Raw genomic sequence first — 16,331 nt, 5'->3', positions numbered from 1 at the left:
TATAGCATCAAGGTCAATTCGCCACCATGACGAATTTTTAGAGGATCGCAGAATTAGACCCGTGCGGCTCTGTTCTGCGGTCAAGCAAGGGAATGCGAGCATTGGGAAACCGTTGCATTGCGCCCGCCTTATGCATCGGAGTTCAGCCACCATGGCCGAGAGTACTCAGCACAAGCTAGACAGGGTCCGCCCGCCTCGTGTTCAGATCACTTACGACGTAGAAATCGGTAATGCCATCGAAAAAAAGGAACTGCCTCTCGTAGTCGGCATCCTGGCCGATCTGTCAGGCAAACCTGATGCTCCCCCGCCAAAACTGATCGATCGACGTTTCGTTGAAATCGATCGCGACAACTTCAATGAAGTCCTCGCCTCCATTGCTCCACGCACCGCTATCCAGGTCGACAACACCCTCAGCGGTGACGGCAGCAAGCTCAACGTCGAACTGCGCTTCGGCCATATCGACGATTTCGACCCGATCAATCTGGTCAAGCAAGTCACGCCTCTGCGTCGCCTGCTCGAAGCCCGTCAGCGTCTTCGCGACCTGCTGACCAAGCTCGACGGCAACGACGATCTGGACAAGCTGCTGCAAGATGTCGTCGCCAATACCGAAGGCCTGCAACAGATCAAATCGGCCCGTCCGGAAAGCGAAACGGTAGCTGATGCACCGGCAGCAGCTGAAGAGCCGCCAGCCGAACCGCAAGCCTGATCGTCATCGCCCACCTATTCGCGGAGGATTAACCATGGCCACGTCAACCAGCGCTGAGAGTCAAGGCAGCGAAGGCTCCACCCAAACATTGTCCCTGCTGGACAAGATCATCGCCGAAGGTCGCATGGCGCATGACGACAGCCAGCAAGGCTACGCTCGCGACATGCTCGCCGAGTTCGCCACCCAGGTCCTGGATGAAGGCATGGCGGTCGATAAAGACACCGTCGCCATGATCAACGACCGCATCAGCCAGATCGACTCGCTGATCAGCGACCAGCTCAACCAGATCCTCCATCACGAGGACCTGCAGAAGCTTGAAGCTTCATGGCGCGGCCTGCATTCGCTGGTGCAGAACACCGAAACCAGCACCCGCCTGAAACTGCGCCTGCTCAACGTCTCGCAGAAAGAACTGCAGACCGATCTGGAGAAGGCAGTCGAATTCGACCAGAGCTCGCTGTTCAAGAAAATCTACGAAGAAGAATACGGCACCTTCGGCGGTCATCCGTTCAGCGTGCTGGTCGGCGACTACACCTTTGGCCGTCACCCACAGGACATCGGCCTGCTGGAGAAGCTGTCCAACGTCGCGGCAGCGGCTCACGCGCCATTCATTGCCGCAGCCAGCCCGCGCCTGTTCGACATGAGCAGCTTCACCGAACTGGCAGTGCCTCGTGACCTGGCCAAAGTGTTCGAGAGCCAGGAACTGATCAAGTGGCGCTCCTTCCGCGAAAGCGAAGACTCGCGTTATGTCTCCCTGGTGCTGCCGAACTTCCTGCTGCGCCTGCCTTACGGCCCGGACACCAGCCCGGTTGAAGGCATGAACTTCGTCGAAGACGTCACCGGCACCGACCACAGCAAATACCTGTGGGGCAATGCGGCCTGGGCACTGTCCCAACGCATCACCGAGGCCTACGCCAAATACGGCTGGTGCGCAGCGATTCGCGGTGCAGAAGGCGGTGGCGCGGTCGAAGGTTTGCCAGCGCATACTTTCCGCACCTCCTCGGGCGATATCTCGCTCAAGTGCCCGACCGAGGTGGCGATCACCGACCGTCGCGAGAAAGAACTCAACGACCTGGGCTTCATCTCGCTCTGCCACAAGAAGAACAGCGATGTTGCCGTGTTCTTTGGCGGGCAGACGACCAACAAGCCCAAGCTCTACAACACCAACGAAGCCAACGCCAACGCGCGGATTTCCGCCATGTTGCCGTACGTGCTCGCCGCTTCGCGCTTCGCTCACTACCTGAAAGTGATCATGCGCGACAAGGTCGGCAGCTTCATGACCCGCGACAACGTCCAGACCTACCTCAACAACTGGATCGCGGATTACGTACTGATCAACGACAACGCGCCGCAGGAAATCAAGGCCCAGTACCCGCTGCGTGAAGCGCGCGTGGACATCACCGAGGTCGCCGGCAAGCCAGGTGCCTACCGCGCCACGGTGTTCCTGCGTCCGCACTTCCAGCTGGAAGAACTGACCGCCTCGATCCGTCTGGTTGCCAGTCTGCCGCCGCCGGTAGCAGCCTGACCCTGAGCCCTGCGGGCCTGGCTCGCAGGGCTTCTCCCCCACTTTCTTTTTGCCAATTTGCAGGAGTTACACCCGATGGATGCGATCATTCTGGATCTGGGTGACGATATTAAAGGCGACAGCATGCTGGAAGGCTTCACGGACAAGATCGAAATCATGTCCTACAGCCATAACGTTGCCATGCAAGTGACCAACGACGTCAGCAACTCGGAGCGTACTTCGGGTAAACCCCATGTCGGTGAGTTCACCCTGACCAAGTTCGTCGACAGCTCCACCCCCAACCTCAACAGCTACTGCTGCGCGGGCAAGCCCATCGCTACCGCCAAGATCACCATTGGCCGCAACGCCTCCGAAGGCAGCGGCCAGATCATGCCGTTCATTGTCTACACCCTGGACAACGTTGTGCTGTCCAACGTCAGCGTCAGCGGCGGTGCCGGTGGCAAACCGGTGGAAACCATCTCGCTGAACTTCACCAAGATCAAATGGGAACTGACAGCCCAGAAAGACGATGGCACCAAAGAAGGCGTGGCTGGCACCAGTTGGGACCTGGCCGCCAACAAGAAAGCCAGCTAAGAAAGGTAACTCGCCATGCCAGGCACAGGCATTCGTCCGCCGTTATTCGAGCGCCTGGCTTTCAGCGAGGAGCAGACGCAACACACCCGATTTTTCGACCGACAGGCTCTGGCCGACTCGGTCCGGACCGAACTGTTGCGCCTGCTCAATACCCGCCGCGCTTCAGGCAACATGACAACGCCACCAACCCTGCTCGACTATGGCATTGCCGACTGGAGTGCCTTGCAAGCCAGCAATAGCGATGATCGACGCCGCATGACCCGGGAAATCCGCGCAGCAATCACTCACTTCGAGCCTCGGTTGCACTTGACCGGTGTGGATGTGCAAACCATGCCCGGACGCCCCCAGCAACTGGATATCCGCCTGAGCGGCACCCTGCGCCATGACCGTCAGGAATGGCCCGTAGCCTTTGTGGTTCAGACCTCGCAAGCCGGGCTGGAGGTCAGCCATGAGCGACTCGATTGATCCGCAACTGCTTGATTATTACCAACGCGAACTGACCTGGCTGCGACATGCCGGCAGCGTATTCGCCAACCGCTACCCCAAAGTCGCCCGACGCCTGGAACTGTCTCCCGGTGAAAGCCAGGACCCGCATGTGGAGCGCCTGCTCGAAGGTTTCGCCCTTCTGGCCGCACGCCTGCAACGACGCCTGGATGACGACTACGACGAATTCAGCAACGCCCTGCTGGAACAGCTTTATCCGCTGGCCATCAGGCCCCTGCCCTCGTGCAGCATCGTCCGGTTCGAGCCGGACCCGAGCAAAGGCAACCTCGCAGCGGGCTATGCATTGCCACGGGATACGCCCTTGTTTGTCACCACGACCAAGGGTGAAAGCATCCACTTTCGTACCAGCGCCGAAGTGACTTTGTGGCCCATTCAGATCAGCGAAGCCGTGCTGCTCAATGCTGAAGAAACACAGGCCCTGACCGGTGTGACCCAGGCCCGTTCGGCCCTGCGCCTGAGTCTGGAATGCCTGGGAGAAACAACAGACTGGGCGCAACTGAGCATTGAGCACCTGCGCCTGCATCTGGACGCATCACCGGTGGTGAATGCCGCGCTGTACGACTTGCTGGGCGCCCATGCCGTCAAGGTCTTGAGCGGCGCACCGGGCAGTCAGCCAGTCGCCCATGGCGACCTGCCGCACATTGTCGGTTTCGCCAATGACGAAGCTCTGCTGCCAGAGGAAGACGGCGTACATCCAGGCATGCGTTTGCTCGCCGAATATTTTGCCTTCCCGGAAAAATTCCACTTCTTCGATATTCCCCTGAGCACGGCTCATGTCGAAGGCCGCACGCTTTATCTGTATATCGTCTTCGACCGCGCTCCTCAGGCTCGCCTGCATCTGCAAGCCAGCGATATCGCACTGGGCTGCACACCGGTGATCAATCTGTTTCCGCGCACATCCGAACCATTGCGTCCGGACGGCACGCAAAGCGAATACCGGCTGATTGCCGACAGCCATCGCGAGAACAGCGTCGAGATCCACAGCATCCGTGGCATGCGCGCCGCATCGCCCCAAGGCGTACGCCCGGTGCCGGCCTATTACGGCAGCCAGCACAGCCTGGGCGACAGCAACCTGTACTGGCATGCCCGACGCATCACCGGGCTGACGCCCAACCGACTGGGCAGCGACCTGATGCTCAGCCTGGTCGACACCCGCTTCGACCCGCTGCTCGACGCACCGAACTACAGCCTGACGGCGGAGCTGCTTTGCACCAACCGTCATCTGGCCCAGAGCCTGAGCGCTGGAACCCCTTTGAGCTTCGAGCGGCCCGGCCCGGTGGCCAAGGCCAGCCTGATCAACCCGCCCAGTTCGCAAAGCTCGCCGCATCTGGGTGGCGACTCACGCTGGCGTCTGATTTCGCAACTGAACCTCAACCACCTGTCACTGGTGGAAGGCCCCAAGGCGCTGGAAGCCCTCAAGGAAATCCTCAGCCTGCACAACCTGCGCGACGAGGCCAGTGCCCGTCGGCAGATCGAAGGTTTACAAAAGATGACCTGCGAACGGGTCATCGCCCAGGTGGGCGAAGATGCCTGGCGCGGCTGGCGCAACGGGCTGGAAGTCAGCCTGCAACTGGACCCGGAACACTTCGTCGGTAATAGCGCCGTGCTGTTCTCGGCAGTGCTGGCGCAATTCTTCTCGCTTTACGCCACCGCCAACCGCTTCGTGCGTACGGTGCTGGTCAACTCGGACAAGGAGGTCAAGACATGGCAACCCCAGGCCGGCATGCCCCTGTCCCTCTAAGCGAGGTCTTGCGCAAGGAGCCACAGACTTTCGAGCTGTTGCAGGCCTTGCTGATTCTGGAGCGCGAGCACCCGCAGGCTTCGCCATTGGGCACCGGCACCTCGCCACAGGCCGAAGCCATCCGCCTGCGCGGCCCGCTGACGCCCTTGTTTGCTTCCAGCGAAGTCGAAAACCTGACCCAGGAACCCGGCCAGCAACCGGTACTGACGACGCCGATCTTTGGTTTGGGCGGCCCCGACGGTCCTTTGCCGTACGCCTTTCAGGAATGGCTGCAACAACGCGCCCGCGCCAAGGATCATGCGCCTGCCGAGTTTCTCGACCTGTTCCAGCATCGCCTGCTCAGCCTGCTCTATCGGGTGCTGCGCAAGCATCGCGTGGCGCTGGGGTTCACCGTGCCTTCAGCCAGCCCTGTGCAGGCGCAGTTACGCGCTCTGACCGGCCTGCTGCCAAAATCATTGCAGGAACGCCAGGCACTGCCTGATGCCGCGATCATGGCGCGTAGCGCCTTGTACTCAGGCGGCCGTCGCTCGCTGGCCGGTTTTGCTGCCATCGTGCGTCAGCATTTCGGCCTGCCGGTACAGATCAGCGCGTATGAAGGCGCATGGCGCAGCATTCCGCCAGCCAGTCGCAGCCTGCTGAAACCCGGTGGCCGCAACCTGAAACTGGGCAGCACCGCCATCGCCGGAACCCGTGTATGGGACGAACATGCAGGCATTCGCCTGACCATAGGCCCCTTGCAGAACGCGCAGGCCAGACGCCTGCTGCCCGAAGGCGAAGCCCATCAGCAGCTGGCGAGCATGGCGGCGCTGTATTTCGGCCCCGATCTGGACTGCTCATTGACCTTGCTGGTATCGGGTGCCGAACCCATGGTCATGAATCTAGAGAATCCACCGACTCTCAACTGGAACGGTGGCTTGCGCAAAAAACCCAATCAAGACCTGCAGCGCATCGATACACGGCTGCGCCAACCGGAGATGTCCTGAATATGGAACTCGGCAGCCTGATAGCACGCCTCAACGCCGACAGCCGCCGCGCTCTGGAACGCGCCGCGCAGCGCTGCCTGCAACGGGGTCATCACTACGTTGAAATCGAGCACCTGCTGCTGGAACTGCTGGATATCGAGGGCGGCGACCTGGCCTGCCTGCTGCCGCGTTTCGGCCTGGAGCGCGATGCGCTGACCGCAGAAATCAACAAGGCGCTGGAACTGTTCAAATCCGGCAGTACCCGCACTCCGGCACTGTCCGCGCAGACCATCGGCCTTTTGGAAGACACCGTGGTGCAGGCCAGCGTCATGGGCCAGCAAAGCATTCGTTCAGGGCTGTTGCTGCTGGCCTTGCTGGACAGGGATGAACGTCGCAGCCTGCTGCTCAACAGCGCATCCTCGTTGCTGCGCATTCCCCGGGATGTGCTGCGCAACAACTTGCAGGAATGGGCGCAACCCTCTCGCGAACATATCGCCATCGCCGTACCTGGCCAACCGGGCAAGGCTCCGGTGAAAACCGTCGAGGACTCGACTCTCGACCAATACACCCAGGACCTGACCGCCGATGCCCACGCCGGGCGCATCGACCCCATCGTGGGCCGCGACGGGGAAATCCGTCAGTGCATCGACATCCTGCTGCGCCGTCGCCAGAACAACCCGATTCTGGTGGGTGCGCCGGGCGTGGGTAAAACCGCCGTGGTCGAAGGCCTGGCGTTGCGCATTGCTGCCGGTGACGTGCCGCCGTCCTTGCAGGATGTCAGCCTGCGCGTGCTCGACCTTGGCCTGCTGCAAGCCGGTGCCGGGGTCAAGGGCGAATTCGAGCAACGTCTCAAAGGCGTGATCGATGCGGTACGCAGCGCAGAAAAACCGATCATCCTGTTTATCGACGAAGCCCACACCCTGATCGGTGCCGGTGGCGCGGAAGGCGGCAGTGATGCGGCCAACCTGCTCAAACCCGCTCTGGCCCGCGGCGAACTGCGCACCCTGGCTGCCACCACCTGGATGGAATACAAGAAGTATTTCGAGAAAGACCCGGCGCTGGCCCGACGATTCCAGTTGGTGCAGGTGGAAGAGCCGGACGAAGCCACAGCCGTGGAAATGCTTCGGGGCGTGGCGACCAAACTGGAGCAGCACCATGGCGTGCAAGTGCTGGATGCAGCGATTCACGATGCGGTGAAACTCTCACACCGCTACATCTCCGGGCGGCAACTGCCGGACAAGGCCATCAGCATCCTCGACACCGCCTGCGCCCGCGTCGCCCTCGGCCAGCACGACGTCCCTCCGCCGCTGGAAAGCCTGCGCCATCGCCAGCAAAGCCTGAAGGAAGAAGTCGAACGCCTGCGTCGCGAGCAGGCCACCGGTCTTGATCATCGGGAACGCATCACCACGCTGGAAAGCGAATCCAGCAGCAACCTGCAAGCCATCCGTGAGCTGGAAGTGCGTTGGGGCGAAGAGCGCGAGGCCGTGCGCGAACTGCTGGAAACCCGTCGCGAACTGCTCGCCCTGAGCGAGCGCGTGGACGCCAATACCGACCTCGAAAAACGCGACCCGGACACCGACAGCCGCATCGATTACCTGGCTTCCGAACTGGTGCGCCTGGGAGCCGGGCTGGATGCCATTCGCCAGGACGATCCATTGGTGCCCGAACAGGTCGACTCCAAGACCGTCGCCGCCGTGATTGCAGGCTGGACCGGCATCCCGGTGGGCAAGATGCTCGCCGACGAAGCCCATGCCGTGCGGACCCTGGGGCAGCGCATGGGCCAGCGGGTCATGGGCCAGAAAGCCGCCCTCGACACCATCGCCCAACGCCTGCAAGCCTACCGCGCCGGCCTGACCGACCCACAGAAACCGGTCGGCGTGTTCCTGCTGCCCGGCCCTACCGGCGTCGGCAAGACCGAAACCGCCTACGCCCTGGCCGACGCCCTGTACGGCGGCGAGCGCAACCTGATCAGCATCAACCTTTCCGAGTACCAGGAAGCCCACACCGTCAGCCAGCTCAAAGGCGCACCACCCGGTTATGTGGGTTACGGAACCGGCGGCGTGCTGACCGAAGCCGTACGCCGCAAACCCTATTCCGTGGTGCTGCTGGACGAAATCGAAAAAGCCCACCCGGATGTGCTGGAAGCGTTCTATAACGTGTTCGACAAAGGCGTCATGGAAGACGGCACCGGCCTGGTGGTGGACTTCAAGAACACCGTCATGCTCGCCACCAGCAACGTTGGCGCCGAACTGATCCTCGACACCCCCACCGCCGAACTCGACAGCGACCCGTTCAACGAACGCCTGCACAAAGTCCTGCTACAAGCCTTCCGCCCCGCCTTTCTTGCACGCATGACCGTGGTGCCTTATCACCCGCTGGATGAAGCGACACTGGAAGGGATCGTGCTGGCCAAGCTGGAGAAACTGCGTGGCCGGTACAAGGCCGCGACGGGTAAACAGTTTGATTTTGATAACGGGATTGTCAAGGCCGTGCTCGCGAAATGCAGCGGGGCTGGGGCGAGGGATATTGAGAATGTGTTGATGAAGCAGGTGACGGGGAAGTTGGCGGAGTGGGTGTTGGAGTGAGGTCGTATAGCCACTCATAATTTAAAGGAGCCTAAATAATGATCAAAAAAATAATTCAGGACGAAAAGAAACATTTAAGAGTAATAAATTTCACAGAGAGTGGAGAAACAAGTTTCAATATAGACACTGAAATCTTACCTCCCAACATCGCTCTATTACCCGATGGCGATCACAAAGCATATTACCTTTCATGGCGCCCAAACAGTGGGCTTTACATGGATATTCCGTCAACACCAAACAGTGTCGAACCACATATTTTCTTAACAGCAAACTTATCTGGCTGTTGCGTCGGAGTGCAAAACTGTGGAACAAAGATAAGGTTACGCCATTACAATCTAGATGACACCGACAACATAATCTTTAGTCAAAATGATCTCTCCCGATATGGTGACAATATATTTTGGTTGATGCCAAATGACAAATATAAAAAAACAGGCATCAAAAATGCCAAATTCTATACACACCCGTCCAATGGGGCTGACGCGATATTCTGGGGAGAATACACTTCAAAAAAATGGAATTTCTATTATCAAAATGGAAATTACGACACAAAAATTATAAGCTTCAATTACTGACTAAAAACCCTTTACTCACTTATAAATCAGTCCTCACTACGATAAAAACAACATGGATGTCCGTACTGATATAATGTTCTGAATAGAAACTTGGTGCATGAGGTCATTAAATGCCCCGCTCCACCGACACCACAACCACCCTATCCCTGACCGGCTCAGCCCTCACCGAGCTGTATCCAGACGTCATCAGCGGCGAGGAATCCCTCAATGCGCTGGGGCAGTATTTCCTGCATGGTCAGGCCGACACTGCGCTGACGCTGACTTCCGCTATCGCCACTCACGTCACGACCACCCTGCATAACGATGCGATGCTGCGCCCAATGGATGCGCTGGTGGCGGAGATCCGGCAGCTTCCGGCTGACGCCACGGCGGATCGTTATCAGGTGTTGTTACGGCCGTGGCTGTGGTGGCTGACGCTGGCGAGTAATAACCGGGTGTTTCAGAACCTCTCCACGTCGGACATCGTGACGTCGATCTTCACTGACCACGGTTTCAGCGATCACAAGCTGTCGCTGACCGGCAGTTACACGCCGCGTGAGTACTGCGTGCAGTACGGCGAAACCGACTTTGCGTTTGTGTCGCGCCTGCTGGAAGAGGAAGGGATTTTCTGGTTTTTCACCCACGAGGAAGGCAAGCACACGCTGGTGCTGGCGGACAACAACGATGCGTTTCCGGCGATTCCCAACGGGCCGGCGGTGAAGTATCTGGGCCAGGGAATGGGCAATCGGGAGCTGCACGGGATTCGTTCCGGGCAACTGGTGTTGCAGGCGGTTTCCGGGGTGTATTCGGCGTCGGATTACGAGTTCACCACGCCCACCACTTCGCTTTACAGCAAGGCGGAAGCCAAGGCTGGTCCGTTGTCGATGTATGAGCATCCGGGCGGTTATATCGCCAAGGCACGGGGCGATGCATTGACCAAACAGCGGGTCGACGGGCTGCGCAGTCAGGAGAAACGCTTTGTCGGTGAAAGCGACTGTCGCTGGCTGGTGCCGGGGCACTTTTTCACTCTGAGCGGCCATGACGATGCGACCCTGAATATCGACTGGGTGGTGACAGCAGTCACTCATGAAGCCAGCCATGAAGGCTATCGCAACCGCTTCGAGGCCATCCCCAAGGCCACCACTTATCGCCCGGCGCGGGTGACATCCAAACCGCGCATGCACACCCAGACGGCCACCGTGGTCGGCAAGTCCGGCGAGGAAATCTGGACCGACGAATATGGCCGGATCAAGATCCAGTTCCCTTGGGACCGCGACGGCAAGAGCGACGAAACCAGCTCCTGCTGGGTGCGTGTGGTACTGCCCTGGACCGGCAAGGGGTTCGGCATGCAGTTCGTGCCGCGCATTGGCCAGGAAGTGATCGTCACCTTTATCGACGGCGACCCCGACCGGCCATTGGTCAGCGGTTGCGTGTACAACGGCGACAACGCCCTGCCCTACGCCCTGCCCGCCAACCAGACGCAATCGGGGATCAAGACCAATTCCTCCAAGGGCGGCGGCGGTTTCAACGAGTTGCGTTTCGAGGACAAGAAAGACGCTGAGGAAGTCTTTCTGCAAGCCCAGAAGGACTTCAAGACCAATGTGCTCAACGACACCACAGTCACCGTCGGCCACGATGAAACCCTGACCGTACAGAACGCCCGCACCCGAACCGTCAAGGAAGGCGATGAAACCGTCACGCTGGAAAAGGGCAAACGCAGCGTCACCATCCAGACCGGTAGCGATACGCTGGATGTGAAGGACACTCGCACCGTCAAGGTCGGCGGCGACCAGACCCATAGCACCGGCGGCAACTACACCGACAAGGTCACAGGCAATTACAGCCTGACCGTGGACGGCAACCTGACCCTCAAGGTCAGCGGCACCATCACCCTGGAAAGCGGCGGCAGCTTCACGATCAAGAGCGGTGCCGATCTGGCCGTGCAGGCCAGCACTTCGATCACCCAAAAGGCGGGAACGGCCCTGACCAATCAGGCAGGCACATCGCTGGAAAACAAAGCAGGCACGACCATGACCAACGACGCAGGCATCAGCCTGACCAACAAGGCCGCAGCGTCACAGACCGTGGATGGCGGCGGCATGCTGACCATCAAGGGCGGCCTGGTACAAGTCAATTGAGATCCTGAGCCATGGCCAAGACTGAAACAGTGGATGTACAAAGCGGTGATGCACAACTGGCCGGACGCTTGAATGATGGCCAACTGGATGGGCCGTTGCGAATCGAAAAAGACAACCGACCGCTGGCCAACCTGAATTACAGCCAGGGCGAGTTGCAGGGCATGAGCCTCACCTACCACCCCAACGGCCGGGTTTCCGCGCAATTGCCTTACGTGAACGACAAGCTGCATGGCATCGCGAATTTCTATTCGCCCGAAGGACTGTTGCAACGTCGGGCCACCTATAAAATGGGCCTGCTGCATGGCGAGGCCAGCATTCATTATCCTGACGGGCAACTGGCGGAATTGGAGCACTACAAGGACGGTGTGCGCGACGGGCTGTATCAGCGTTTCCACACCAACGGCCAGGCATCCTTCAAGGCCCGCTACCTGAATGGCCAGTTGCTGGATCAGGAACAACAATTCGCCGATGACGGCCGCCCGCTGGATGCCAAGGGCAAACCGGTTTCACACCTACGCTGGTGGTGGATGAATAATGTGTCGCCTGCGCAGTCCTGATCAGGATCTCAGATAAAACGCAAAGGACAGTTCAAATACCTTGAAGAAGACCTGCGCGATAACAAACGCCATGATCATCCAGACAATCGTCAGCTTGATCAGCGTCCAGGTACTTTCGCCAGTAAACCGCTTCAACCCCGCAAAGTAGATCAGCAAGCCGAGGATGAAGATAAACGCATATAGAAGCTTTTCAGTGCCTTCAAGAGCGACGCCCATCACCTGAAGAAAAGCAACGACCAGTAGCGCCGGAATAATACCCAGCCCGACATTCATGATCCGGGAAGCCACAACCAGAGATAACGTACTGAAAGCAATCGAGAACAGCACACCCATCCATATCGTCCTTGCAGAAAAGCGTTTTTATCAAACTAAGGAATCAACATCTGCACCTGACCCGGCATCACAATCTTGATCACCCCGGCCCAGTTGCACATCAGCATGCTGTTGGAATCAATCGCTGGCATGCCGCCCAATAACACCGTTGGCGCACCGCCCGGAATCCATGGCGAGGCCGTTGCGGGAATGCAAGGCATGGGAGTGAGCACGCCCAATGCTGCCGCCGTGGCCGCGATCACCATGGGGTTGGCTGTGCTCATGCACATTCCGAAGGTGGGAATATTGACCAACGGAATGTGATCCATGATGGTCGCCGCCGGCATGCTGCTGGTCAGCACGCGATTGGTCGGCAATACGTTCAATACGGTAGGCGCAGCGCCGAAACTGCATTGCAACGTGGCACCGGCACAAACTTGCGGGCATGACATCGGCAGATACCTGAGGAAGGTTCGGAGGACAAAATAGCGCAAGGCCTTTGGCCTGCCAATCAAGCCCCTTACAAATACTCGGATATCTCGATCAGGTTCAGGTCAGGGTCCCGGACATACACCGAACGGATCGGTCCTGTGGCTCCGGTCCTTTGTACAGGACCTTCCACTATCGGCCAGTTCTGCTGCTGGAGATGGGCGATCACTTCATCCAGAGGGCGGGCGCCGATAAAGCAAAGATCCAGCGCACCGGGTACCGGCAGATGCGCCTTGGGCTCGAATTCGTGGCCTCGCACATGCAGGTTGATCTTCTGATTGCCGAAGCGAAAGGCAATACGGCCATTGCCAAAGGTTTCCAGGCTCATGCCCATGACACGGGTGTAGAAATCCTGACAGGCTGCCGCGTCGCAAGTCGTGAGGACCAGGTGGTCCAGATGATCGATAAGCATGGTGTTCCTCTCACAAAAAAGTGGACGAAAAATCGGTAGGAGCGAATTCATTCGCGAAGAAGGATGTCTTCGCGGATGAGCAGAGCGCCGCCCGATTGCTCCTACAGAAGCCATTCCTGCAATAGCTCGGTTGTACGCTGCGGATATTCCAGAGGCGGCAGATGTCCGCATTCGGGAAGGACGACCAGACGCGAACCGGCAATGCTCCGATGGGTGAACTCCGATTCTGCCAGAGGTGTTATTTCGTCATTCTCGCCGACGACAATCAGGGTCGGCACGCTGATCGTCTCCAGAAGAGAACTGTAGTCCTGACGCTCGATGATCGCTTGCTGCTGACGGATGAAACCTTCCCTGCCAATGGCCTGCGCCATGTCCATGACCTGTTGTGCAGCGGCAGTGCCTATGCAACGGGTATGAATGATACGCGGCAGCAAGTGAGGTGTTACACCCATGAACTTGCCCAGTTGCGCCAGCTCCAGCAGGCCACGCCTGACTCTGGCTCGATCCTCGCTGTCTGGCCGGACCATGGTGTCGAACAAGGCCAGTGCCACCACCCGCTCGGGAGCCTGACGCATGATTTCCATCGCCACATATCCGCCCATGGACAAGGCCGCCAGGGCAAAAAATGGCGGAGCCTGTTCCAGCGTGCGCCGGGCCATTTGCGCGATGCTGTCGTCCTGAGAAAGATCCGCAACGAAAACCCTGCGTGAAGACTCGAAAGCAGCCGTCTGATGAGCCCAAAGTCGCTCATCGTTCAGCAGGCCGGGCAAAAGAACGAGAGGAATGTTATTGCAAGCCAACGTGGCGCTCCTGGAGCAAAGGAAAAATACTCATACATGACATCTTCCGAACCTCATTCGGCACATCATTGAAGCTGCTCGTTACGAGCAGGCCCGCCCCGCGCCTCCAGCAACTCGACAAACCGCGTCAGACTCTGGGAAACAGTGCCCCTGCGCCACACCAGCCAGGTCTGCAGAAAACGGAACTTCTCGGACAGTGGCCAGATACTGACGGTGGTGCAGCCCGGCATGCTTTCGAGCATGCTGCGTGGCATCAGCGCCAGGCCCGCACCCGCGCTGACGCACGCCAGCATGCCGTGATAGGACTCCATTTCGTAGATCTTGCCCGGCACTGCGGCGTCGTCGGTGAACCAGCTCTCGAAGTGATGACGGTATGAGCAATTGGCGCGAAAGGCGTAGATGCTTTCGCCATTCACATCCAGCCCCCGCGTAACGGGCGGATGGTTGAGCGGCGCGATGATCACCATCTCTTCCTCAAAGACCGGCACGCCTTCCAGCGCCGGATGCAGCACCGGCCCATCCACGAACGCCGCCACCAGGCGTCCGGACAACACACCATCGATCATGGTGCCGGACGGCCCCGTGGACAGGTCCAGTTCGACCTTGGCGTATTGCTGGTTATAGGCCGCCAACAGCGCCGGAATACGTACCGCTGCCGTACTCTCCAGCGAGCCAAGAGAAAACGGGCCTTGGGGTTCTTCGCCGGAAATGGCCATTCGCGCTTCTTCCACCAGCGCAAGGATGCGCCGGGCGTAGTCCAGAAAATTCCAGCCAGCCGGTGACAGGCGCAAGCGGTGCTTTTCACGAATGAACAGCTCGACGCCCAGGTCGAGTTCCAGCTGCTTGATGCGTGTGGTCAGGTTCGAGGGCACCCGATGGATGTGCTGCGCGGCGGCGCTGATGCTGCCCTGCTCGGCGACGGCCTTGAATATTTCAAGCTGGACGAGATCCAATTCATTCTCCAAACGTGAACGATACGATCATTATTATTCAGTTTCGCAAAGCATAGCACGACGATACTCTGGCCCCATTCCCACCCACAAGAGGATGGCGTCATGACACAGATTTCCAGCCACACCCATGCAATCTCGATCAACCCGGCCAACGGCGAACAGATCGGCCACTATGCGTTTGAGTCCGACTCGGCACTGGATGCCGCCCTTTCCCGTGCGGCCGACGGTTATGCACTATGGCGACGCAAGACGGTCGATGAACGCGCTCAACTGCTGGTTGCGCTGGCCAGGGCATTACGCGACAACGCGGCCGCAATGGCACAGATGATCACCCGGGAAATGGGCAAGCCCATTGCTCAAGCCCGTGGCGAAATCGAGAAATGTGCGCAGCTCTGCGAGTGGTACGCCAGCCATGGCCCGGCGATGCTTGCACCGGAACCGACACTGGTCGAGAACAACAAGGCGCGTATCGAGTACCGCCCGCTTGGCCCGATCCTGGCGGTCATGCCCTGGAACTTCCCGGTCTGGCAGGTACTGCGCGGTGCCGTTCCGGTCTTGCTCGCCGGCAACACTTACGTGCTCAAACATGCGCCCAACGTGATGGGCTGCGCCTATCTGATACGCGACGCACTCCAGCAAGCCGGTTTCCCGCAAGGCGTGTTTGAAGTGATCAACGTGGCTCAGGAAGGCGTATCCCGCGCCATTGCCGACCCGCGCATTGCCGCCGTGACACTGACCGGCAGCGTACGGGCCGGGGCTGCGATTGGCGCTCAGGCAGGTGCGGCCCTGAAGAAATGCGTACTGGAACTGGGCGGCTCCGATCCCTTTATCGTGCTCAACGATGCCGACCTGGACGAAGCCGTGAAAGCCGCCGTTATCGGCCGCTATCAGAACACCGGCCAGGTCTGTGCGGCAGCCAAACGTTTGATCGTCGAACAGGGCATCGCTGAAGCCTTCACCCGCAAGTTCGTCGAAGCCACTCGCCTGCTGGCAGTTGGCGATCCATCGAGCACAGAAACCTATATCGGCCCCATGGCTCGTTTCGATCTGCGTGACGAACTGGATCTTCAGGTGCAGGCCACTCTGGCCGAAGGCGCGACCTTGTTGCTGGGCGGTAAAAAGGCCGAAGGCGCTGGCAACTTCTATGAGCCCACGGTGTTGAGTGATGTCACCGACCAGATGACATCCTTCAAGGAAGAACTGTTCGGCCCGGTGGCTTCGATCATCACCGCCCGCGATGCCAGACATGCACTGGAACTGGCCAACGATAGCGAATTCGGCCTGACTTCGACCATTTACACCCGCAATGTCGAACTTGCCGAACAACTGGCTGACGAGCTGGAAACAGGCGGTGTGTTCATCAATGGCTATTGCGCCTCCGACCCGCGTGTTGCCTTCGGCGGCGTGAAGAAAAGCGGCTTTGGTCGTGAGCTTTCACACTTCGGCGTGCGAGAGTTCTGCAATGCGAAGACCGTATGGCTGGATCGCCGTTGATCGATCGGGGGAGCCTTGCGCTCCCCCGG

At 59.2% G+C, this 16,331-nt stretch carries 16 protein-coding genes; 11 read left to right on the top strand and 5 right to left on the bottom strand.

Annotated elements, in window-relative coordinates; translation table 11 throughout:
* The first annotated feature begins 151 nt into the window (after window positions 1-151).
* The 10 genes from tssB to Q6A51_RS01505 all read left to right on the top strand — a co-directional run bounded on the left by tssB (window position 152) and on the right by Q6A51_RS01505 (window position 11,842).
* Window positions 152-706, top strand: coding sequence for a type VI secretion system contractile sheath small subunit (gene tssB / locus Q6A51_RS01550; protein ID WP_201001873.1), 555 nt, complete (start codon window positions 152-154; stop codon window positions 704-706).
* A 34-nt stretch (window positions 707-740) separates the two neighbouring features.
* The gene (gene tssC / locus Q6A51_RS01545) at window positions 741-2,228 is read left to right on the top strand and encodes a type VI secretion system contractile sheath large subunit (RefSeq protein ID WP_201001872.1); all 1,488 of its coding nucleotides are present in this window, start codon (window positions 741-743) and stop codon (window positions 2,226-2,228) included.
* Window positions 2,229-2,303: 75 nt separating this feature from the next.
* Window positions 2,304-2,801, top strand: a complete 498-nt coding sequence (locus tag Q6A51_RS01540) for an Hcp family type VI secretion system effector (RefSeq protein WP_117164857.1) — start codon at window positions 2,304-2,306, stop codon at window positions 2,799-2,801.
* Between the two features lie 15 nt (window positions 2,802-2,816).
* A complete protein-coding gene (tssE, locus tag Q6A51_RS01535; protein WP_201001871.1) occupies window positions 2,817-3,266 on the top strand; it encodes a type VI secretion system baseplate subunit TssE in 450 nt (149 codons plus the stop codon).
* A complete protein-coding gene (tssF, locus tag Q6A51_RS01530; protein ID WP_304573963.1) occupies window positions 3,250-5,046 on the top strand; it encodes a type VI secretion system baseplate subunit TssF in 1,797 nt (598 codons plus the stop codon). The genes tssE and tssF overlap by 17 nt, the downstream gene beginning before the upstream one ends.
* A complete protein-coding gene (gene tssG, locus Q6A51_RS01525) occupies window positions 5,010-6,029 on the top strand; it encodes a type VI secretion system baseplate subunit TssG (protein ID WP_304573962.1) in 1,020 nt (339 codons plus the stop codon). The genes tssF and tssG overlap by 37 nt, the downstream gene beginning before the upstream one ends.
* A gap of 2 nt (window positions 6,030-6,031) precedes the next feature.
* On the top strand, window positions 6,032-8,593 hold the full coding sequence (tssH, locus tag Q6A51_RS01520) for a type VI secretion system ATPase TssH (RefSeq protein ID WP_304573961.1): 2,562 nt from the start codon (window positions 6,032-6,034) through the stop codon (window positions 8,591-8,593).
* A 38-nt stretch (window positions 8,594-8,631) separates the two neighbouring features.
* A complete protein-coding gene (locus Q6A51_RS01515) occupies window positions 8,632-9,168 on the top strand; it encodes a hypothetical protein (RefSeq protein WP_304573960.1) in 537 nt (178 codons plus the stop codon).
* 110 nt (window positions 9,169-9,278) lie between these two features.
* Window positions 9,279-11,285 carry a type VI secretion system Vgr family protein gene (tssI, locus tag Q6A51_RS01510; protein ID WP_304573959.1) on the top strand — a complete coding sequence of 669 codons (2,007 nt, stop codon included), beginning with the start codon at window positions 9,279-9,281 and terminating at the stop codon, window positions 11,283-11,285.
* An 11-nt stretch (window positions 11,286-11,296) separates the two neighbouring features.
* Window positions 11,297-11,842, top strand: a complete 546-nt coding sequence (locus Q6A51_RS01505; protein WP_304573958.1) for a toxin-antitoxin system YwqK family antitoxin — start codon at window positions 11,297-11,299, stop codon at window positions 11,840-11,842.
* Here the strand turns inward: Q6A51_RS01505 and Q6A51_RS01500 are convergent, their stop codons facing one another.
* From Q6A51_RS01500 to ptrR, 5 genes are all read right to left on the bottom strand, one after another.
* Window positions 11,843-12,175 carry a hypothetical protein gene (locus tag Q6A51_RS01500; protein WP_201007254.1) on the bottom strand — a complete coding sequence of 111 codons (333 nt, stop codon included), beginning with the start codon at window positions 12,173-12,175 and terminating at the stop codon, window positions 11,843-11,845.
* 35 nt (window positions 12,176-12,210) lie between these two features.
* A complete protein-coding gene (locus tag Q6A51_RS01495) occupies window positions 12,211-12,606 on the bottom strand; it encodes a DUF4280 domain-containing protein (RefSeq protein ID WP_025259740.1) in 396 nt (131 codons plus the stop codon).
* Between the two features lie 68 nt (window positions 12,607-12,674).
* The gene (locus tag Q6A51_RS01490; protein ID WP_201007256.1) at window positions 12,675-13,055 is read right to left on the bottom strand and encodes a VOC family protein; all 381 of its coding nucleotides are present in this window, start codon (window positions 13,053-13,055) and stop codon (window positions 12,675-12,677) included.
* A gap of 101 nt (window positions 13,056-13,156) precedes the next feature.
* On the bottom strand, window positions 13,157-13,855 hold the full coding sequence (locus Q6A51_RS01485; protein WP_304573957.1) for an alpha/beta fold hydrolase: 699 nt from the start codon (window positions 13,853-13,855) through the stop codon (window positions 13,157-13,159).
* Window positions 13,856-13,920: 65 nt separating this feature from the next.
* Window positions 13,921-14,808 carry a putrescine utilization regulator PtrR gene (ptrR, locus tag Q6A51_RS01480; RefSeq protein ID WP_304573956.1) on the bottom strand — a complete coding sequence of 296 codons (888 nt, stop codon included), beginning with the start codon at window positions 14,806-14,808 and terminating at the stop codon, window positions 13,921-13,923.
* Between the two features lie 102 nt (window positions 14,809-14,910).
* Between ptrR and Q6A51_RS01475 the strand changes: the two genes are divergently transcribed.
* Window positions 14,911-16,302, top strand: a complete 1,392-nt coding sequence (locus Q6A51_RS01475) for an aldehyde dehydrogenase family protein (RefSeq protein ID WP_304573955.1) — start codon at window positions 14,911-14,913, stop codon at window positions 16,300-16,302.
* Window positions 16,303-16,331 lie beyond the last annotated feature (29 nt).

This window comes from Pseudomonas serbiensis (assembly GCF_030580745.1).
Classification (GTDB): Bacteria; Pseudomonadota; Gammaproteobacteria; order Pseudomonadales; family Pseudomonadaceae; genus Aquipseudomonas; species Aquipseudomonas serbiensis.
The sequence above is the reverse complement of the archived record's forward strand: the minus strand, read 5'-3'. Positions and strand labels throughout refer to the sequence as shown.